This is a genomic window from Streptomyces sp. NPDC049040, from assembly GCF_043197715.1.
Lineage (GTDB): Bacteria > Actinomycetota > Actinomycetes > Streptomycetales > Streptomycetaceae > Actinacidiphila.
This window is the reverse complement of the sequence record NZ_JBICTO010000001.1, coordinates 604,556-623,530: the sequence shown is the minus strand read 5'-3', so window position 1 is coordinate 623,530 and position 18,975 is coordinate 604,556. Positions and strand designations below refer to the sequence as shown.

At 70.0% G+C, this 18,975-nt stretch carries 19 protein-coding genes; 9 read left to right on the top strand and 10 right to left on the bottom strand.

The window, feature by feature from the left end:
* Nucleotides 1–74: 74 nt before the first annotated feature.
* From ACGFMP_RS02855 to dnaA, 5 genes are all read right to left on the bottom strand, one after another.
* Nucleotides 75–623 carry a DUF721 domain-containing protein gene (locus ACGFMP_RS02855; protein WP_393669838.1) on the bottom strand — a complete coding sequence of 183 codons (549 nt, stop codon included), beginning with the start codon at nucleotides 621–623 and terminating at the stop codon, nucleotides 75–77.
* Nucleotides 620–1,768, bottom strand: a complete 1,149-nt coding sequence (recF, locus tag ACGFMP_RS02850; RefSeq protein ID WP_393669837.1) for a DNA replication/repair protein RecF — start codon at nucleotides 1,766–1,768, stop codon at nucleotides 620–622. Before recF ends, ACGFMP_RS02855 begins: the two co-directional genes overlap by 4 nt.
* A 59-nt stretch (nucleotides 1,769–1,827) precedes the next feature.
* Nucleotides 1,828–2,706: a phosphogluconate dehydrogenase (NAD(+)-dependent, decarboxylating) gene (gene gnd / locus ACGFMP_RS02845; RefSeq protein ID WP_393669836.1), complete on the bottom strand. Its 879-nt coding sequence runs from the start codon at nucleotides 2,704–2,706 to the stop codon at nucleotides 1,828–1,830.
* 122 nt (nucleotides 2,707–2,828) lie between these two features.
* Nucleotides 2,829–3,959: a DNA polymerase III subunit beta gene (gene dnaN / locus ACGFMP_RS02840; RefSeq protein ID WP_393669835.1), complete on the bottom strand. Its 1,131-nt coding sequence runs from the start codon at nucleotides 3,957–3,959 to the stop codon at nucleotides 2,829–2,831.
* 733 nt (nucleotides 3,960–4,692) lie between these two features.
* Nucleotides 4,693–6,630, bottom strand: a complete 1,938-nt coding sequence (gene dnaA, locus ACGFMP_RS02835; protein ID WP_393669833.1) for a chromosomal replication initiator protein DnaA — start codon at nucleotides 6,628–6,630, stop codon at nucleotides 4,693–4,695.
* A 390-nt stretch (nucleotides 6,631–7,020) separates the two neighbouring features.
* Here dnaA and rpmH point away from each other — a divergent pair, with 390 nt between their 5' ends.
* The 9 genes from rpmH (at nucleotide 7,021) to ACGFMP_RS02790 (ending at nucleotide 13,707) form a co-directional block, all read left to right on the top strand.
* Nucleotides 7,021–7,158 (top strand): 50S ribosomal protein L34, encoded by a 138-nt coding sequence (rpmH, locus tag ACGFMP_RS02830; RefSeq protein WP_030354375.1) that lies wholly within the window; start codon nucleotides 7,021–7,023, stop codon nucleotides 7,156–7,158.
* A 17-nt stretch (nucleotides 7,159–7,175) separates the two neighbouring features.
* Nucleotides 7,176–7,574 (top strand): ribonuclease P protein component, encoded by a 399-nt coding sequence (rnpA, locus tag ACGFMP_RS02825; protein ID WP_393669832.1) that lies wholly within the window; start codon nucleotides 7,176–7,178, stop codon nucleotides 7,572–7,574.
* Nucleotides 7,571–7,888: a membrane protein insertion efficiency factor YidD gene (gene yidD, locus ACGFMP_RS02820; protein ID WP_393669830.1), complete on the top strand. Its 318-nt coding sequence runs from the start codon at nucleotides 7,571–7,573 to the stop codon at nucleotides 7,886–7,888. The genes rnpA and yidD overlap by 4 nt, the downstream gene beginning before the upstream one ends.
* 2 nt (nucleotides 7,889–7,890) lie before the next feature.
* Complete coding sequence (yidC, locus tag ACGFMP_RS02815; protein ID WP_393669829.1) at nucleotides 7,891–9,132, top strand: membrane protein insertase YidC; 1,242 nt, start codon at nucleotides 7,891–7,893, stop codon at nucleotides 9,130–9,132.
* A gap of 15 nt (nucleotides 9,133–9,147) precedes the next feature.
* Nucleotides 9,148–9,666, top strand: coding sequence for a protein jag (locus ACGFMP_RS02810; RefSeq protein WP_393669828.1), 519 nt, complete (start codon nucleotides 9,148–9,150; stop codon nucleotides 9,664–9,666).
* A 158-nt stretch (nucleotides 9,667–9,824) separates the two neighbouring features.
* Nucleotides 9,825–10,568 carry a 16S rRNA (guanine(527)-N(7))-methyltransferase RsmG gene (rsmG, locus tag ACGFMP_RS02805; protein WP_393669827.1) on the top strand — a complete coding sequence of 248 codons (744 nt, stop codon included), beginning with the start codon at nucleotides 9,825–9,827 and terminating at the stop codon, nucleotides 10,566–10,568.
* Nucleotides 10,569–10,804: 236 nt separating this feature from the next.
* Complete coding sequence (locus ACGFMP_RS02800; protein WP_393670309.1) at nucleotides 10,805–11,929, top strand: AAA family ATPase; 1,125 nt, start codon at nucleotides 10,805–10,807, stop codon at nucleotides 11,927–11,929.
* The gene (locus ACGFMP_RS02795) at nucleotides 11,926–13,014 is read left to right on the top strand and encodes a ParB/RepB/Spo0J family partition protein (protein WP_393669826.1); all 1,089 of its coding nucleotides are present in this window, start codon (nucleotides 11,926–11,928) and stop codon (nucleotides 13,012–13,014) included. Before ACGFMP_RS02800 ends, ACGFMP_RS02795 begins: the two co-directional genes overlap by 4 nt.
* A 75-nt stretch (nucleotides 13,015–13,089) precedes the next feature.
* Nucleotides 13,090–13,707, top strand: a complete 618-nt coding sequence (locus tag ACGFMP_RS02790) for a GNAT family N-acetyltransferase (protein WP_393669825.1) — start codon at nucleotides 13,090–13,092, stop codon at nucleotides 13,705–13,707.
* A 108-nt stretch (nucleotides 13,708–13,815) separates the two neighbouring features.
* Here ACGFMP_RS02790 and trxA read toward each other — a convergent pair whose 3' ends face one another.
* The 5 genes from trxA to ACGFMP_RS02765 form a co-directional block, all read right to left on the bottom strand.
* Nucleotides 13,816–14,145 carry a thioredoxin gene (trxA, locus tag ACGFMP_RS02785; protein WP_393669824.1) on the bottom strand — a complete coding sequence of 110 codons (330 nt, stop codon included), beginning with the start codon at nucleotides 14,143–14,145 and terminating at the stop codon, nucleotides 13,816–13,818.
* Nucleotides 14,146–14,191: 46 nt separating this feature from the next.
* Complete coding sequence (gene trxB, locus ACGFMP_RS02780; protein WP_393669823.1) at nucleotides 14,192–15,142, bottom strand: thioredoxin-disulfide reductase; 951 nt, start codon at nucleotides 15,140–15,142, stop codon at nucleotides 14,192–14,194.
* Nucleotides 15,143–15,286: 144 nt separating this feature from the next.
* Nucleotides 15,287–16,189, bottom strand: a complete 903-nt coding sequence (locus ACGFMP_RS02775; RefSeq protein WP_393669822.1) for an anti-sigma factor family protein — start codon at nucleotides 16,187–16,189, stop codon at nucleotides 15,287–15,289.
* On the bottom strand, nucleotides 16,186–16,890 hold the full coding sequence (sigM, locus tag ACGFMP_RS02770; protein WP_393669821.1) for an RNA polymerase sigma factor SigM: 705 nt from the start codon (nucleotides 16,888–16,890) through the stop codon (nucleotides 16,186–16,188). Before sigM ends, ACGFMP_RS02775 begins: the two co-directional genes overlap by 4 nt.
* A gap of 5 nt (nucleotides 16,891–16,895) precedes the next feature.
* Nucleotides 16,896–18,857: a serine/threonine protein kinase gene (locus tag ACGFMP_RS02765; RefSeq protein ID WP_393669820.1), complete on the bottom strand. Its 1,962-nt coding sequence runs from the start codon at nucleotides 18,855–18,857 to the stop codon at nucleotides 16,896–16,898.
* Between the last annotated feature and the right edge of the window lie 118 nt (nucleotides 18,858–18,975).

Here is an 18,975-nt window from a genome sequence, read left to right as displayed (position 1 = left end):
GGCGTACGAAAAGGGCGGCGCGCGAGTGCTGCGCCGCCCTGCGGCAGGTCGTCCGCACGCGCGGACGGGCCCGCTCAGCCGTAGGTGTCCCCGGGTCCCCTGCTGCCCGGCGCCCGCAGCCTGCCGTAGTTGCGCGGCGGCGCCGCCGGACCCAGCACCTTGAGCAGTTTCACCGTGCCGTGGCCGAGGTCGGCGTTCAGCCGGGCCACCAGGGTCGGGGCCAGCAGCCGCAGCTGGGTCGCCCACGCGGTGGAGTCGCACTGCACGGTCAGCACCCGCGCGTCCTCGTCATAGCGGTCGGGCGAGCAGTGCTGGGCGACCTCGGGCCCGACCAGCTGCGGCCAGCGGCCCATCACCCCGCCGACCGCCGCCGGAGCCTCCCAGCCGCGCTCGGTGATCAGCCGGTTGATGGCCGCGCCCAGCGGCAGCGGATCCCTGCCGTCCGCCCTGGCACCGCTGCGCAGCCCGCCCCGCCTGGCCTGCTTCTTCTGTACGGCCGCGGCGCCCCTCGCCCTGGCCTGCTCCTTGGCCGCCCGCAGCGCGACCCGCGCCAGGTCCACACCCGACGCCTCGGGGGCCGCCGGCTGCTGGGGTACGTCGCCTGTCCCCGCTGTCTCGCTCACTGCCGAACCACCGTCCCGTCCTCCACCGCGAAGCGCGCACCGCGCAGCACCCCCGGTACGTCGTCGTCCACCGCCGCGGTGACCAGCACCTGCTCGCCCGCGGCCACCAGCTCCGCCAGCCGCTCCCGGCGCCTGACGTCCAGCTCGGCGAAGACGTCGTCCAGCACCAGCACCGGCTCGTCGCCGTCCGCGCACAGCAGTTCGTAGGAGGCCAGCCGCAGTGCCAGCGCGTACGACCAGGACTCGCCGTGGCTCGCGTAGCCCTTCGCGGGCATCGGGCCGAGCTTGAGCAGCAGGTCGTCCCGGTGCGGGCCGACCAGTGTCACCCCGCGTTCGATCTCCTGCCGCCGGGCCGCACCCAGCGCCTCGAGCAGCCGCTCGAAGAGCTCCTCGCGGCCGCCGGCGCCCGCCATCGCCTCGTCGCCGATCGAGCTGCGGTAGTCCAGGCCCACCGGGCCGCCGCCGGGCGCCAGCTGCTCGTACGCCTTGTCGGCCAGCGGCTGGAGGGCCGCCACCAGGTCGAGCCGGTGGGCCAGCAGCTCCGCGCCGACCCTGGCCAGGTGCTGGTCCCACACGTCGAGGGTGGACAGGTCGGCGCCCTTGCCGCCGTGCCTGCGGGCCAGCGCGGCGGTTTTCAGCAGCGTGTTGCGCTGCTTGAGCACCCTGTCGAAGTCGCTGCGGACTCCCGCAAGCCGGGGTGCGCGGGCGGTGATCAGCTCGTCGAGGAAGCGGCGGCGCTCACCCGGGTCGCCCTTGACCAGCGCCAGGTCCTCAGGTGCGAACAGCACGCTGCGGACGATGCCGAGCAGGTCACGCGGGCGGACCTGGTTGGAGCGGTTGATCCTGGCCCGGTTGGCCCGGCCCGGGTTGATCTCCAGCTCCAGCAGATGGCGGCGCTCACCGTCGGCGGGCGTGCCCTGCACGACCTGGGCCCGCACCACCGCCCGCTCGGCGCCGACCCTGACCAGCGGCGCGTCAGAGGAGACCCGGTGGCTGCCCAGCGTCGCCAGATAGCCGACCGCCTCGACGAGGTTGGTCTTGCCCTGCCCGTTGGGGCCCACGAAAGCCGTGACGCCCGGGTCGAGAGGGACCTCGGCCCGGGCGTAGGAGCGGAAGTCGGCGAGCGACAGGTGCGCTACGTGCATCGCGTGCTTGGCGCGTCGCCGCGCCGACCTCCCTGCTTGCTGTGTGCTGTGCGGACCGCCTACTCGGCGGCGGTGACCGCGTGGCCGCCGAACTCGTTGCGCAGCGCGGCGATCATCTTCATCTGCGGCGAGTCGTCCTGGCGGGACGCGAAGCGCGCGAAGAGCGAGGCGGTGATCGCCGGCAGCGGCACCGCGTTGTCGATCGCGGCCTCCACCGTCCAGCGTCCCTCGCCCGAGTCGTCGGCGTAACCGCGCAGGGCGCCCAGGTGCTCGTCCTTGTCGAGGGCGTCCACGGCCAGGTCGAGCAGCCAGGAGCGGATGACCGTACCGGACTTCCAGGAGCGGAAGACCTCACGGACGTCGGTGACGGAATCCACCGCCTCGAGCAGCTCCCAGCCCTCGGCGTAGGCCTGCATCATCGCGTACTCGATGCCGTTGTGGACCATCTTCGCGAAGTGGCCGGCGCCGACCCGGCCCGCGTGGACCGCGCCGGTGTCGCCCTCGGGCTTGAGCGCGTCGAAGATCGGCTGCGCCTTGGCGACGTCCTCTGCCTTGCCGCCGTACATCAGCGCATAGCCGTTCGCCAGGCCCCAGACGCCGCCGGAGACGCCGCAGTCGACGAACCCGATGCCCTTGGCCGCCAGCTGCTCGGCGTGCTTCTCGTCGTCCGTCCAGCGGGAATTGCCGCCGTCGACCACCAGGTCGCCGGGGGAGAGCAGCTCGCCGAGCTCGTCGATGGTGGACTGGGTCGCGGCGCCGGCCGGCACCATGACCCACACCACGCGCGGCTCCTGCAGCGAGTCCACCAGCTCCTTGAGGCTGTGGGCATCGGCGAGATCCGGGTTGCGGTCGTAGCCGATGACGGTGTGGCCTGCGCGGCGGATGCGCTCGCGCATGTTGCCGCCCATCTTGCCGAGACCGATGAGACCGAGCTCCATCACACATCCTTCGTTCGAAGCGTCACGGGCGCCCGGGAATGCGGTGGACGCCGGTTGCTGCCTGACCCTGAACCTGACCTGGGATGAGCCTACGTCGGCCGCGTCGGCGGCTGCGTGCGGGCTCAGCCGGACAGCCGCACCGGCATGATCAGGTACTTGTACGCCTCGTCGGGCTCGGCATCGACGGCCGCCCGGCCGCTGAGCAGCGCCGGCTTGGTGGAGGTGGTGAACGACAGCTGCGCCGCGGGGGAGTCGATCGCGCTCAGCCCGTCCAGCAGGAAGGTCGGGTTGAAGGCGATCGAGATGTCGTCGCCCTCCAGCTTGGCGTCGACCCTTTCCACAGCCTGTGCATCGTCGCTCGACCCCGCCTCCAGGGTGAGCACGCCCTGCTCGAAGCTCAGCCGCACCGGGGTGTTGCGCTCGGCGACCAGGGCGACGCGCTTGACGGCCTCGACGAAGGGCGCAGTCTCGATCACCGCGACGGAGGCGAACTCGGTCGGGAAGAGCGTGCGGTATTTGGGCAGGTCGCCTTCGAGCAGCCGGGTGGTCGTACGGCGCCCGGCGCCCTCGAAGCCGATCAGGCCCTCGCCCGCGCCGGAGCCGGCCAGCGCGATGGACACGGTGTCGCCGCTGGTGAGCGACTTGGCGGTGTCCTGGAGCGTCTTGGCGGGCACCAGGGCGACAGCGGAGATGTCCGCCTGCTCCGGCTTCCACAGGAACTCGCGGACCGCGAAGCGGTAGCGGTCGGTGGCGGCCAGCGTGACCGTGTCGCCCTCGATCTCGATCCGCACACCGGTCAGCACCGGCAGGGTGTCGTCACGGCCGGCGGCGATGGCGACCTGGCTGGCCGCGGCGGCGAAGATCTCGCCGGGGACCGTGCCGGACGCGACGGGCATCGCGGGCAGCGCCGGATACTCCTCGACCGGCAGGGTGTGCAGCGTGAAGCGGGAGCTGCCGCAGACCACGGTGACGCGGACGCCGTCGGTGGAGATCTCCACCGGGCGGTTGGGCAGCGCCCGGGAGATGTCGGCGAGCAGCCGCCCTGACACCAGGACGGTGCCCTCCTCGTCCACCTCCGCCTCGACGGCGACCCGGGCCGAGACCTCGTAGTCGAAGCCGGAAAGGCTCAGCTGGCCCTCCTCGGCCTTGAGCAGCAGTCCGGCGAGCACCGGCACCGGGGGGCGGGCCGGAAGGCTTCGGGCTGCCCAAGCCACTGCCTCGGCGAGTACGTCGCGCTCCACCCGGATCTTCACCGGAACCGCCTCCTGCTTGTTGCCAGCTGTCGGGGAACAGTCTGACGCACAGGACTGTCACTCGGAGCGGCTTGGCGTCAAGCGGCGACACGGTCGGCCGGGCGACGAGGGCCGAGTTGTGCACAGGACCCGCTTCGAAGCAGTTTCCCCGGTATCTACGTGTAGTCGTAGTAGTAGGGGTTGTGGATACCGTGGATAACCGGTTCCTGCGCAGGTCAGGCCCCGTTTTTTATCCCCAGGGCCTGTGGGTGGGGGCGGTGGACAACCATGGGGTCCTGTGGACGGCGGAAAGTTGTGCACACCCCATGCACAGGCGACTACGGGTTGTCCCCAGGCCTGTCCCCAGAAATACCCAGGTTCTCCCCAGGCCAACCCACCACCTTGGTGTGACGGCTTTCACTCTCCCGTGTGACAGGGGGCATTCGGTTGCCGAACAGTGGACAGAGATGTGGAGAAGTGGCCCCAGGCTGTGCACAACAGGCCTCCACCTGTGGGCGGGCGGTGGACAACCGATCACGGGGTGCTGTGGACATCCGATCCGTCCACAGTCTGTGGATCACGGTTACCCACATATCCACACCCCGCTGAGCTGCCAGGACGCCGGTATCGCGGACCCGCCTGTGGAGAGTATCGGGACAACTCCGGTGTCCCCAGGGTGTGGACAGACAAAACGCCGCGATCCTGTGGACAACAGGACCGCGGCGACGGGTAATCGAACAGGACGCGGCGCGCGTCAGCTCTTGATGCGGTTGGTGAGCTCGGTCACCTGGTTGTAGATGGACCGCCGTTCCGCCATCAGCGAGCGGATCTTCCGGTCGGCGTGCATCACCGTGGTGTGGTCCCGGCCGCCGAAGAGGGCGCCGATCTTCGGCAGCGACAGGTCGGTCAGCTCCCGGCACAGATACATGGCGATCTGGCGCGCGGTGACCAGGACCCGGCTGCGCGAGGAGCCGGACAGGTCGTCCACCGCGAGCCCGAAGTAGGCCGCGGTCTCCGCCATGATCGCGGTGCCGCTGATCTCCGGCACCGAGTCTTCGCCGCCCGGGATCAGGTCCTTGAGGACGATCTCCGTGAGCTGGAGGTCCACCGGCTGCCGGTTGAGGCTCGCGAAGGCGGTGACCCGGATCAGCGCCCCCTCCAGCTCCCGGATGTTGCGGGAGATCCGGGACGCGATGAACTCCAGCACCTCGGGCGGCGCGTTCAGCTGCTCCTGCACCGCCTTCTTGCGCAGGATCGCGATCCGTGTCTCCAGCTCGGGCGGCTGGACGTCGGTGATCAGACCCCACTCGAAGCGGTTGCGCAGCCGGTCCTCCAGGGTGACCAGCTGCTTGGGCGGCCGGTCGGAGGACAGCACGATCTGCTTGTTCGCGTTGTGCAGCGTGTTGAAGGTGTGGAAGAACTCCTCCTGCGTCGACTCCTTGCTCGCCAGGAACTGGATGTCGTCGACCAGCAGGATGTCCATGTCGCGATACCGCTTGCGGAACGCGTCCGCCTTGCCGTCCCTGATCGAGTTGATGAACTCGTTCGTGAACTCCTCCGAGCTCACGTACCTGACCCGGGTGCCGGGGTAGAGGCTGCGCGCGTAGTGCCCGATCGCGTGCAGCAGGTGCGTCTTGCCGAGGCCGGACTCGCCGTAGATGAACAGCGGGTTGTACGCCTTGGCGGGCGCCTCGGCCACCGCGACCGCGGCGGCGTGCGCGAAGCGGTTGGAGGCGCCGATCACGAAGGTGTCGAAGAGGTACTTCGGGTTGAGGCGGGCGGTGGGCTCGACGGCACCTCCGCTGCCGCCCGTACCGCCGCCGGGCCCGCCCGCGCCGCCCCCGGACGGCGGGATCGCGGAGGACCGCTCGGGCCGGCCGGCGGGCGGCTGGACTCCCTGCGCGGGATAGCCGCCTCCCGGGCCTGGGCCGTAGGGGCGGTCGGCCGGGTGCGCCTGGTGGGGCACCGCCGGGTAGCCGCCGTCCAGGCGGTCGGGGCGGTAGCGGTCCCTGTCGCGGTCCCTGTCGCGGTCCCGGTCCCTGTCGTCGCGCGGGTCATGGTGGTCGCGGTGGTCGCGGTCGTCCCGCGGGCCGCGCGGATCCCGCAGGTCGCGGTGGTCGCGTCCGTCGAGCCGGTCCCGCGGGTCGCGTCCGTCGCGTGGATCGCGGCTGTCGCGGCCGTCCCGGGGCTCGGGGTAGGTGTCGGTCCTGCGGTCCTGGAAGCCGCCGCCCGCCGGCGCCCCCCAGTTGCCGAGCCCCGGCTGCTGCCACTCCTCGTCCGGTGTACGCGGCGGCCAGTCGTCCGTACCGCCGTCCTGGCGGTCCTGGTAGCCCCTGCGCATCCGCGGGGCCTCGTCGTACGGGTCGGACCCCGACTGCGGCTGCTCCGGCAGCACGGGCGGCGCGGGCTGGTCCTGCTCGCCGCCGGACGCCACGGCGATGGCGATGCCCACCGTGTGACCGAACTCATGGCTGAGCACGTCCGTGATCAGCTGCTTGAGCTGCTGGCCCTCGAGGATCTTCTTGGCGTACTCGTTCGGCGCAGACAGCACCGCGGTGCCGGCGACCAGCGCCAGCGGCTGGATGCGGCGGAGCCATTCCGCATGGGTCGGCTTCAGGTCTTCGCTGTCCACCAGGAGCTTCTGGAGCACTTGCGGCCATACTGCGGCAAGATCGGCAGATACATCAGCCACAGGGCACGCTCTCTCGGGTTGCATGGTTGCGTAGTGGTGCAGCGAACTCCCGCAGGCGTGTGGACCTCGGCAGGGGCGGGAAGAGTACGGAGTTCAGCCACGGTAATCAGCGCGGCGTGCGCGGTTCAAGTCGTTGTCCACAGGCTGTGTACAAATGGCGGGGGTGCGCCGCCGGGTTTGACCGGATGGGCTAGCCGCACGTACCGTATCGAGGTCGAGTTGTCGATGGCTGCTGCCGCCTGCCTACCGATGGGCGAGGATCCTCCGGAGCGTTAACGCACACCGGGTGATCGTCAAGCGGTGCACCCGATTGGTCCGCGAGCTTTTCGTGGGCGCACGGTGACAGCCAGGCGACGCCCCGCCGGACACGATCTCTTCTGGAGCCCCCGAGTGAGCAAGCGCACCTTCCAGCCGAACAACCGCCGTCGCGCCAAGACCCACGGCTTCCGTCTGCGGATGCGGACCCGCGCAGGTCGTGCGATTCTCGCGACCCGCCGCGGCAAGGGCCGCGCGCGCCTTTCCGCCTGATTGCCAGGTCTGATGCCGTGCTGCCCACCGAGAATCGGCTGAGGCGGCGCCAGGACTTCGCGACGGCGGTTCGCCGTGGACGCCGGGCGGGCCGCCCGCTGCTGGTTGTCCACCTGCGCCGAGACGCCACCGACCCGCACGCGCCGGGGGGGAGCACTCCCCCGGCACGTGCGGGTTTCGTCGTGAGCAAGGCAGTCGGCGGAGCTGTGCAGCGGAATCTGGTGAAGCGCAGATTGCGTCATTTGGTTCGGGCGCGCCTGCGTTTGCTGCCCCCCGGTAGCCTGGTAGTGGTACGCGCGCTTCCCGACGCGGGAAACGCGGACGAAGCACAGCTGGCCCTCGACCTGGACGCCGCACTGTCGCGGCTGCTGGGCCGTGACACCCATGGCGACGCCGAGGGGAGGGTGGCTCAATGAAATACCCGCTGCTGGCACTGATCAAGCTGTATCAGTGGACGATCAGTCCATTGCTCGGCCCGGTCTGCCGGTATTACCCGTCGTGCTCCCACTACGGGTACACCGCCATCGACCGGCATGGCGCGATCAAGGGCACCGCCCTTACCGCGTGGCGCATCCTCCGGTGCAACCCCTGGTCGCCCGGCGGAGTGGACCATGTCCCGCCGCGTAAGCGGCCGCCATGGCACGAACTGCTGCGCCGCGTACTGCGGGGCGGCTCCGACGGGCCCGTCACGCCCGAGCCCACCGGACCCTCTCACGCCCAAGGAGCCTGACCGTGGGGATCCTGAACCCCCTTTACGACGCAGTGTCGTGGATCATCGTCCAGTTCCACTCGTTCTACAGCCTGATCTTCGACCCTGACAGCGGCTTGGCGTGGGGTCTGTCCATCGTCTCGCTGGTGGTCCTGATCCGGATCTGCCTGATCCCGCTCTTCGTCAAGCAGATCAAGTCCACGCGGAACATGCAGGCGCTCCAGCCGAAGATGAAGGCGATCCAGGAGCGCTACAAGAACGACCGCCAGAAGCAGTCCGAAGAGATGATGAAGCTGTACAAGGAGACGGGCACCAACCCGCTCTCCTCGTGCCTGCCGATTCTGGCGCAGTCTCCGTTCTTCTTCGCGCTCTACCACGTGCTCAGCAACATCGCGAAGGGCAACAAGGTCGGTGTCATCCACTCCGACCTGGTCACGAGCGCGGGTCATGCGCACATCTTCGGAGCCCCGCTGGCGGCGAAGTTCCTGGACAGCTCGAACAAGGTCGAGCTGCTCGGCGCGACCCTCACCGATGTGCGGCTCGTCACCATCATCATGATCCTCATGATGTCGGCGTCGCAGTTCTACACGCAGCGCCAGCTGATGACCAAGAACGTCGACATGACGGTGAAGACCCCGTTCATGCAGCAGCAGAAGATGCTGATGTACGTCTTCCCGGTCATCTTCGCCGTGATGGGCATCAACTTCCCCGTCGGTGTCCTCATCTACTGGCTGACCACCAACGTGTGGACCATGGGCCAGCAGATGTTCGTCATCCGCCGCAATCCCACCCCCGGCAGCCTGGCCTTCCAGCAGCGCCAGGAGCGGCTGCGGGCCAAGGGCAAGCTGGTCGAGGCGCCCGAGGAGGTCGCCGCCAAGGAAGCGGTCGAGATCGCCCGTGCCAACCGCACCCAGCCCAAGCGGCAGCCGAAGGCCAAGCGCCACACCGGAGGCGCCGCAGGCGGCCCCGGGGCGCCGCGGGCCGGCGGCTCCGCGGAATCGCAGGCCGGCGGATCGGACGGCGACGCGGACACCGGTGTGCAGGACGCGAAGCCCGCAGCATCCGGCGCCAGGTCCGGCACCCCGAAGTCGGGCGGTGCTCCCAAGAGCGGTGCCTCCCGGTCCGGCGGCGGCAAGGGCAGTGGCGGCGCGCCGCGGGCCGGTGCTCCGAGGGCGGGCGGTCAGAAGCAGGGCGGCGGAACGGCGGGCAAGCAGTCCGGCGGGACCAAGGCCAAGCCGACCAACCTGTCGTCGAAGAAGAAGTAAGAGGAGAGTCCAGGCGTGAGCGACGTCAACACCACCACGGCACCCGAGGGCGGCTCGTCCGCGACTCTGACCCGGCTGGAGCAGGAGGGTGAGATCGCGGCGGACTACCTGGAGGGGCTGCTGGACATCGCCGACCTCGACGGTGACATCGACATGGATGTCGAGGGCGAGCGTGCCTCGGTGTCGATCATCGGTGACACCTCCACCCGGGAGCTCACCAAGCTCGTCGGGCGGGACGGCGAGGTGCTGGAGGCGCTCCAGGAGCTGACCCGGCTCGCGGTGCACCGGGAGACCGGTGAGCGCAGCAGGCTGATGCTGGACATCGCCGGCTTCCGGGCGCGCAAGCGCACCGAGCTGACGCAGCTGGGTACGGAGGCGGCTGCCGAGGCCAGGGAGACCGGTCAGCCGGTCAAGCTGGACCCGATGACGCCCTTCGAGCGCAAGGTCGTGCACGACGCGGTCGCCGCCGCGGGGCTGCGCAGCGAATCCGAGGGCGAGGAGCCCCAGCGCAGGGTGGTCGTCCTGCCGGTCTGACCGGCTGCTCGCCCTGATCGTTCGGCCCCGTCTGCTCGCAGGCGGGGCCGAAGCTTGTCAGCCTTGATACGACCGCACACGAGCATGAGCACGGACGAGAACACGGATGGACGCGCGGGCGGCGACGCCCGGGCGAGAACCGAGGAAAGGACAGTCCCGTGACGGAGGCAGCAGCGGAGCTTCCCGCGCCGCCCGAGCAGGCTGGGGCGGTGTTCGGCGACCGGTTCGCCGATGCGCTGCGCTATGCCGAGCTGCTGGCGGATGCCGGGGTGCAGCGCGGTCTGATCGGTCCGCGCGAGGTGCCCCGGCTGTGGGAGCGGCATCTGCTGAACTGCGCGGTGCTCTCCGAGGTGATCGACGAGGACGTGTCGGTCTGCGATGTCGGCTCGGGAGCCGGTCTGCCCGGCATCCCGCTGGCCCTGGCCCGGCCCGATCTGGAGATCACCCTCCTCGAGCCGCTGCTGCGCCGTACGAACTTCCTGGAGGAGGTCGTACGGCTGCTGGGGCTGGCCAATGTGACGGTCGTGCGCGGCCGGGCCGAGGAGATGGTGGGCAAGCTGCCGCCGGTTGACGTGGTGACCGCTCGCGCCGTGGCGCCGCTGGAGCGGCTCGCCGGCTGGGGACTGCCGCTGCTGCGGCCGCACGGAGAGATGGCCGTACTCAAGGGCGACACCGCCGAGGAGGAGCTGCGATCCGCTCGGGCGGCGCTCGGCCGGCTGGGGGCGGTGAACGCCTCGGTGATCCAGGTCGGCGAGGGGGTGGTGGACCCCCTGTCCACGGTGGTCAGGGTTCTGGTGGGGGAAAGCCCGGGTGGAGTGCGTGCGGCCACCCGGCGGGCGAAGGCGGCCCGGGCCAGTCGGGCACCTCGTGGCGGGAGCAGCGCGGGGCGTCGACGCCGCTGATTTCTGATCCGGAAAGCGTGCAAAACGGCACAATCCGGAGTGTCTGCCGCGATACGGGCGCGCTGCGGCGCATCGTGTTCCACGTGAAACGTCGCTCACTGCTTCCAGGAGTCCTCAGTCGCGGCCGTGCCGCTGCCGAGGCGCGCGCCAACAAACCGACCAAGACCAATTCGGCTGTGGATAACCGCGATTTATCCACAGCCGACCGGGGCTCGCTGGTTCAGCACCCCTCGGGCATGGCAGGCTCTCCTCATAGCGAGCCTGAAGTCGAGGAGAGTGAGTCCTTGCGGTCCGACGCCAACATCGCGGGGCCGATGGCCGACCCGGTCCCCGGTCCCCGCTCAGCTGAATCAGCCGGGGGCTCACTTTCCGTGCCCCCGGGGTTCGGGAGCGATGTTTCACGTGAAACATTGCCTCCTATGGATGACACCCCGATCGGCCGCGCTGCCCAGATGGCCGTCGAGGCGCTGAACCGTACCGGCGAGGGTCTGCCCAGACCTGCGCAGACCCGGGTGATGGTGGTCGCCAACCAGAAGGGCGGGGTCGGCAAGACCACGACCACGGTGAACCTGGCGGCCTCCCTGGCCCTGCACGGTGCCCGGGTGCTGGTGATCGACCTGGACCCGCAGGGCAACGCCTCCACGGCGCTGGGGATCGACCATCACTCCGAAGTCCCGTCGATCTACGACGTGCTGGTGGAGAGCAAGCCACTGTCGGATGTCGTGCTGCCGGTGGTCGATGTGGAGGGCTTGTTCTGTGCGCCCGCCACGATCGACCTGGCTGGTGCCGAGATCGAACTGGTCTCCCTGGTGGCTCGGGAGAGCCGGCTCCAGCGGGCCATCGAGTCGTACGAGCAGCCGCTGGACTATGTCCTGATCGACTGCCCGCCCTCGCTCGGCCTACTCACCGTCAACGCCCTGGTGGCCGGCGCCGAGGTGGTCATCCCGATCCAGTGCGAGTACTACGCGCTGGAGGGCCTGGGGCAGCTGTTGAAGAACGTGGACCTGGTCCGCGCCCACCTCAACCCCAAGCTGCATGTGTCCACGATCCTGCTGACCATGTACGACGGCAGGACCAGGCTCGCCTCCCAGGTGGCGGAAGAGGTGCGCACCCACTTCGGCAAGGAGGTGCTGCGGACCAGCATCCCGCGGTCGGTACGCATCTCCGAAGCACCCAGCTACGGCCAGACCGTGCTGACCTATGACCCGGGTTCCAGTGGCGCGCTGTCGTATCTGGAAGCCGCCCGGGAGATGGCCCTGCGCGGCCTGCCGGGTGAGATGGCGGTCGAGTACGACCCGCAGCCGCAGGGCGAACAGCACAACGAGCAACACCCGCACAGCATGTCGGAGGGGATCCAGTGAGTGATCGACGCAGAGGGCTCGGCCGTGGTCTCGGCGCGCTGATCCCGGCCGCGCCGCAGGCAACCAGCCCAACGTCGGGGACCGCGCCGGTCCTGGTACCGGACCGCGGGATCGCGGCGGCCAAGGTGGCCGGCCTGGTGGACCGCCGGTCGCCGGAGCCGCCTGCGGTGGACATCCCTGTTTCACGTGAAACAGAGCCCGATCTCTCGTCGTCGCGGGTACCGGTCGAGGGTGCCTACTTTGCCGAGCTGGAGCTCGACGCGATCACCCCGAACCCGCGGCAGCCGCGTGAGGTGTTCGACGAGGACGCGCTCAACGAGCTGATCACCTCGATCAAAGAGGTCGGACTCCTCCAGCCGGTGGTGGTACGGCAGATCAGTGCGGACCGCTTCGAGCTGATCATGGGCGAGCGCCGCTGGCGGGCCTGCCGCGAAGCGGGCCTGGAGCGGATCCCGGCGATCGTCCGAGCCACCGACGACGAGAAGCTGCTGCTGGACGCCCTCCTGGAGAACCTGCACCGGGCACAGCTCAACCCTCTCGAGGAGGCCGCGGCCTACGACCAGTTGCTGCGGGACTTCTCCTGCACGCACGAGCAACTGGCGGACCGGATCGGGCGCTCCCGCTCGCAGGTCTCCAACACCCTCCGGCTGCTCAAGCTGTCGGCTCCGGTGCAGCGCCGGGTGGCAGCGGGAGTCATCTCCTTCGGGCACGCCCGGGCTCTGCTCTCGCTGGACGACTCCGAGGACCAGGACAAGCTGGCGCTGCGGATCGTCGCAGAGGAGCTGTCGGTTCGCACGGTCGAAGAGATCGTGAAGCTGATGAACAGCGAGCCTCAGACCACCAGGAAGTCCGCGGGTCCGCGGGCCGGCCGCCGGGTGTCCCCGGCGCTGACCCATCTGGCCACCCGGCTCTCCGACCGCTTCGACACCCGGGTGAAGGTCGACCTGGGCCAGAAGCGGGGCAAGATCGTGGTGGAGTTCGCTTCGATAGAGGATCTGGAGCGCATCCTCGGTGCGATGGCACCGGGCGAAGGCAAGGTCCTGGAGGATCGGCTGGACGACGAGGCCGAGGACGACGACGAGTGACACCGTGGCACCCCGGCACTGAGCACCGGGGTGCCACCGTAGTTCGGTCAGCGACAGGAATGGGGTCCTTGGCACATGGGCCGTCGGCTTGTACCGCTCACCCTCGACAATCTTCCCGACCTTCCCAAGCCATGCCGGCGCTGCGTCTTCTGGGAGCTCGACCCGGTGAGTGGCGAAGCCGCTGTGCAGGCCGGCAAGCCCGAGCTGGAGAAGGAGGCCTGGATCTCCGCGGTGCTGCTGGAGTGGGGCTCCTGCGGCCGGGTGGTCTATGTCGACGAGGTCCCGGCGGGATTCGTGCTCTACGCCCCAGCTGCCTACGTGCCGCGATCGTTGGCCTTCCCGACCAGTCCGGTGTCCGCTGACGCCGTCCAGCTGATGACGGCCCGCGTGCTGCCCGGCTACCAGGGCCAGGGCATCGGGCGGGTGCTGGTGCAGACGGTGGCGAAGGATCTGGTCCGCCGGAATTTCAAGGCGATCGAGGCGTTCGGCGACGCGAAGTGGTCGTCGCCGTCGTGTGTGCTGCCGGCCGACCATCTCTTGGCCGTCGGCTTCAAGACGGTCCGCCCGCACCCGCGTTATCCCCGACTGCGGTTGGAGCTGCGCTCGACGATCTCCTGGAAGGAAGACGTCGAGATGGCGATCGACCGGCTCCTGGGCGCCGTGCAGAAAGAACCCATCCTGCGCCCGCTCTGACTTCGCGCTCCGGCTTCAGGCTTGGACGCTTCTGCTTCCGACACGAAAGGGCCCGCTCCCCGTTGGAGAGCGGGCCCTTCGATGTTCCACGTGGAACAGTGCGCGAACTCAGCCGATGAAGTCGGAGAGGTCGCGGACGAGCGCGGCCTTCGGCTTGGCACCCACGATGGTCTTCACGACCTCGCCGCCCTTGTAGACGTTGAGAGTCGGGATGGACATCACGCCGTACTTCGCGGCGGTGACAGGGTTCTCGTCGATGTTGAGCTTGACGATGGTGATGTCGTCGGCGTGCTCCGCCGCGATGGCCTCCAGCGACGGGGCAATCTGACGGCACGGGCCGCACCATTCGGCCCAGAAGTCGACCAGCACGGGCTTGTCGCTGGCCAGGACCTCCTCGGCGAAGGTCGCGTCGGTCACATGAATGGGCTTGCCGGCCACGGCAGTCTCCTCAGGTTCGAATCGGTCGGGTGGGGGATGGGGGACGTCAGACGGCCTTCTCGGCGTCGCTGAGAGACGCCAGGTAGCGCTCGGCGTCCAGAGCGGCCGAACAGCCGGTGCCGGCCGCGGTGATCGCCTGACGGTAGGTGTGGTCCACGACGTCTCCGGCGGCGAAGACGCCGGGGATGCTGGTGCGAGTGCTCGGGGCCTGGACGGTGAGGTATCCCTCCGCGTCGAGGTCGAGAACACCCTTGAAGAGTTCGGTCCTCGGGTCGTGGCCGATGGCGATGAACAGCCCGCTGACGGGCAGCTCCGAGGTCTCGCCGGTCCGGGTGTTCCGCAGGGTCAGCCCGGAGAGCTTGCCTTCGCCGTGGATCTCGGCGACCTCGCTGTCCCAGACGAAGGAGATCTTCGGGTCGGCGAACGCGCGGTCCTGCATCGCCTTGGACGCCCTGAGGCTGTCCCGGCGGTGCACGATCTTCACGGACTTGGCGAACCGGGAGAGGAAGGTCGCCTCCTCCATCGCGGTGTCGCCACCGCCGATCACGGCGATGTCGTGCTCGCGGAAGAAGAAGCCGTCACAGGTGGCACACCAGGAGACGCCGCGACCGGAGAGCTGGTCCTCGTTCGGCAGGTTGAGCTTCCGGTGCTGCGAGCCGGTGGCCACGATGACTGCCTTGGCCCGGTGGACGGTGCCCGCCGAGTCGGTGACGGTCTTGATGTCCCCGCTGAGGTCCACCGCGACCACATCGTCCGGAACGAGCTCCGCGCCGAACCGCTCGGCCTGAGCCCGCATGTTGTCCATCAGGTCCGGGCCGATGATCCCGTCCCGGAATCCGGGGAAGTTCTCCACCTCGGTGGTGTTCATCAGTGCACCGCCCGCGGTGACCGAGCCCTCGAAGACCAGCGGGCTGAGAGATGCGCGTGCCGTGTACAGCGCCGCGGTGTAGCCCGCGGGCCCCGAGCCGATGATGATCACGTTACGGACGTCGCTCACGGGTGTCTTCCTCGTCTCTGCGTACTGCTGTGGGGGTCCGGCCCTGGCTGGACTCTCGTCCTGCCTAACGGATCCTACGGGGCTGGCATTCCCCCGGTGCCGCACCGCCTCACGCCCGCTGGGACGCGCCCTCGGGAGTGCTGGTCAGCTCCGGGGGTAGCTGTCGTGGAACAGCACCTGGCCCGGGGTGTCGGCCGTACAGGAGGCGGTCACCACGAAGGCATCCACCCGGGTCGTGTCGGCGGGATCCGGCAGCACCACGAGATAGGAGTCCAGACCCTGGTAGGCCTCTCGATCCGCAGCCAAGGGCTTCTCGGTCCGCTGGGTGGCCTGGAGGACACACGCGGGCACGGTGACGACAGAGCCGTCGGGTGCGGCGACCCGGGCGTCCCCCTTGCCGCTCAGCATCGGCGAGGTGATCCCACCGCCGGCGCTCTTGCCGCCCGTGCCGTCCAGCAGCCGGGCCACCTGATCTTCCACAGCGCTGGAGCTGCCCCGGTCCTCGGCGCCCGCTTTCCGCTCGGCGCTGCTGTCAGCGTTCATGCTGCTCGTCCCACTGTGGGAAGCCAGCTCGTAGACCATGCCGCCGAGTGCGAGGAGGGCGGCGATCGAGGCCGTACCCATCAGCAGGGCGCGCCGTCGCCGACTGCCGCGGCCGGGTCCGGTGGACGCGGAAGGCCGCCCCGCCGGAGCCGATGTTCCACGTGGAACATCCGCCGTCGTGTTGCTGCTCTGCGCGGGGAGCGATGTTTCACGTGGAACATGCGGCAGTGTCGAGTCGAGTCGGCTCTCCGCAGCGAGCGCCGTGTCGATCCGGGCGGCGATGTCCGCGGGCATCGGCTCCGGCTCGGGCAGGTCGCCGAGCAGGTCACGGATTTCCCGCAATGACGCGATCACGTCGCCGCACTGTGCGCAGGACTCCACATGGGCCTGGACGTCGGTCGCCCGCTCCGTGGGCAGGATGCCTTCGGCCAGATCGGAGATGTCCATGACGTCGGGATGCGCGTCCTCGTGGGGAGACGGGTCCTGGCCCGTGGTCGACGTCATCGGTGGTCACCTCCGCCCTGCTCTGTTCCTGCCGGTGGGACGGATGTCCCCTGCGTCCGGTTCCTTCTGCTCTCCGGGTCGGCGCGGTCTGCCCCGCTGCCCGCCCGTAGATGGGTGATCAGCGGCAGCAGCCGGGCTCGTCCCCTCGCGCATCGGCTCTTCACCGTGCCCTCCGGCACGCCGAGCACCGTGGCGGCTTCCGCGACCGGATAGCCCTGCATGTCGACCAGCACCAAGGCGACGCGCTGCTCCACGGGCAGGGTTGCCAGAGCGGTGAGGAGTTCGCGGTGCAGTTCACCGCGCTCGGCAGGCGCCTCGGCGGACTCGTGTGGTTCGAGGAGCGCGTCGAAGTTCTCCCCGTCGGCGACCGGCGCCGTACGCCGGGAAGCGGCGCGCCGTACCCGGTCCAGGCAGGCGTTCACGGTGATCCGGTGGAGCCACGTGGTGACGGCCGACTGGCCGCGGAAGGTATGCGCGGACCGGAAGGCCGACACCAGTGCGTCCTGGACGGCGTCAGCGGCCTCCTCGCGGTCGCCGAGCGTCCGCAGGGCGACCGCCCAGAGCCGGTCGCGATGCCTGCGGACCAGTTCGCCGAAGGCATCCACCTCGCCCGCCACATGGCGGGCCAGCAGGGCGGTGTCGTCGGCTTCACCGAGCGGTGTTCGCTCCAAGGCCCGACTCCCCCGTCCCTTTCCGTTCATCCGGTTCAGCCCGTGACGCTGATCTCCGAGATCTTGCCACGGAAGCCGGCAGGGTCATGCGGGAGTTTGGTCAGCCAGACCAGAAGGTAGCGAGTGGTGACCTGCTTGGCCGGCTTGAGCGTCACCTGGCGGCTGCCGGAGCCCGAGGCGACCTTGCTGAAGCCGTCCAGCTGGGTGGGCCGGCCCGTGCTGCCCGGCGCGGCCATCAGCGAGACATCGGTGCCGTCGCCGAGGAGGTTGACGGTGACCGAGGTGACACGGTGAGCGCTGCCCAGGTCCAGGACCACGCCGACGCCGGACTTCAGTCCGCCGAGGTCGGCCCGGGAATACCAGCTCGTCTGCCAGTAGGTCGCCGGGTCGCCGTCGTAGACCTTCGAGATCTCCGAGGGGGTCTCGCTGCCGTCCCCGAGCGGGTCGAAGTCCTTGGCGCCGACGATGCGTAGCGGAGCGGCGACCGGCGGGGCCGGATTCCGCTCTGCCTTCTCCGTGGGGGTCGGATTGCGCGGGGTGTGGGTCTCACGGGATTTGAGGGTGTCCGCGAGCTGCCAGCTGCCGAGCCCGATCGCCACGATCAGCAGTGCGGACACCGCCCACTTCAGCGCGCTGCCGGTACGACCCGGCAGGGCGGGAGGCGGGGTGATGGGAGCGGGGACCGGGCTCGCGACGGTGTAGCGGGTGGCGCCTGCCGGTGGCTGCGGCGGCTGCTGGAAGGCCGCCTGCCGGTAGACGGGCGCGGGGTGCTCGGGAGGTCGGATCCGCGGAATGCCCGCGATGGCCTTGGCGAGCTCCTCCGGGGTGGTGCAGGGCGACTCCTCGCGGGAGGCGGTCGCCCCGTCGTTCACCAGCGCGCGCATCGCCACGTCCGACATACCGCGGTGGATGCCCGCCCGCAGCTGGTCGGGCGCGACCAGGCCGACGCCCTTGGGCAGCCCTGCCAGGCCGTGCGCGTCCTCCTCGTAGGGCCAGCGCTGGGTGAGGGCGGCATACAGGAGCGCGCCGATCGCCTCGGTGTCCTGCCGCTGCGGGCGGTCGGAGCTCAGCCCGCGCAGCGCGGCCGCGACAGCCAGCCCGCGGATGCGGTACTGCCCCGAGCTGGTCCGCAGCACGGCACCCGGGTCGAGCCGCAGATGGGCCAGTCCCTCGCGGTGGGCGGCGGCCATGCCCTGGGAGACCTGGCTGGCCATCTGATAGGCCTCGTGCGGCTCCAGCGGGCCCACGGCCAGCAGGTCGGCGAGCGAGCCGGCGTCCGGCAGCCACTCATGGATGACATAGACCAGCTCGTCCTCCTCGACGGCGTCGAGGACCTGGACGAAGCGCGGGTCGCCGAGCAGTGCGGCGGAGCGGGCGGCGGCCAGCACCTGCCGGGCACGCGGGTGCTCGGCGGGCAGCAGGTGGATGCCGACGGCCCGCCGCAGCTTCTCGTCCACCGCACGCCAGCTGCTGAAGCCGTCCACCCGCGTGACACACTCGGCGAGCTGGTAGCGCCGGGCCAGCCGGTGGCCGCTGTGCAGCTCGGGTGCGGTGGGCTTGGCCTTGGGCCGGGGCTGTGCGGGCCCGTGCCGCTCGGGTTCGTGCTGCTTGGGTTCGTGCTGCGTGGGTTCGTGCCGCTCGGGTTCCGGCTGGAGTCCGGCCGCGACGGCTTCGGTCTCGTCGACCTCGGGCCCGGGCGCTTCGGTTGCTTCAGCCGCGTCGTCTTCGGCCGGTCCGTCTTCGAGCTTTTCGGCTCCGGTGGCTGCCGGCAACGGCTCGGTGGCGTCGGTGGGTGCCTGCGCGGTCTTCTCCGCGTCGTCTTCGGTGTTCTCGGTCCCGTCCGCTGTGCCCTGGGGTGGGGTGCCGTCGCCGGCGGTGCCGCCGTCCTGGTCGTCCGTCGTCGTACCGTCGGGTGTGGTGCCGTCCTGCTGGGCTGCGGGCGGTGCCTCGCCGCCCTCATCGGCCACTCCGACGGCCGCCGTGCTCCGATCCGCCACCGTCGTTCCTGCCTCCCCATCCATAGCGCGATCCCACGTCGAGCCGATGACAATTGTGCCCACAGTCCGGCTCTATGCACGACACACGGCAGACCGTGATGGTTGCGCCAAGCGGTGC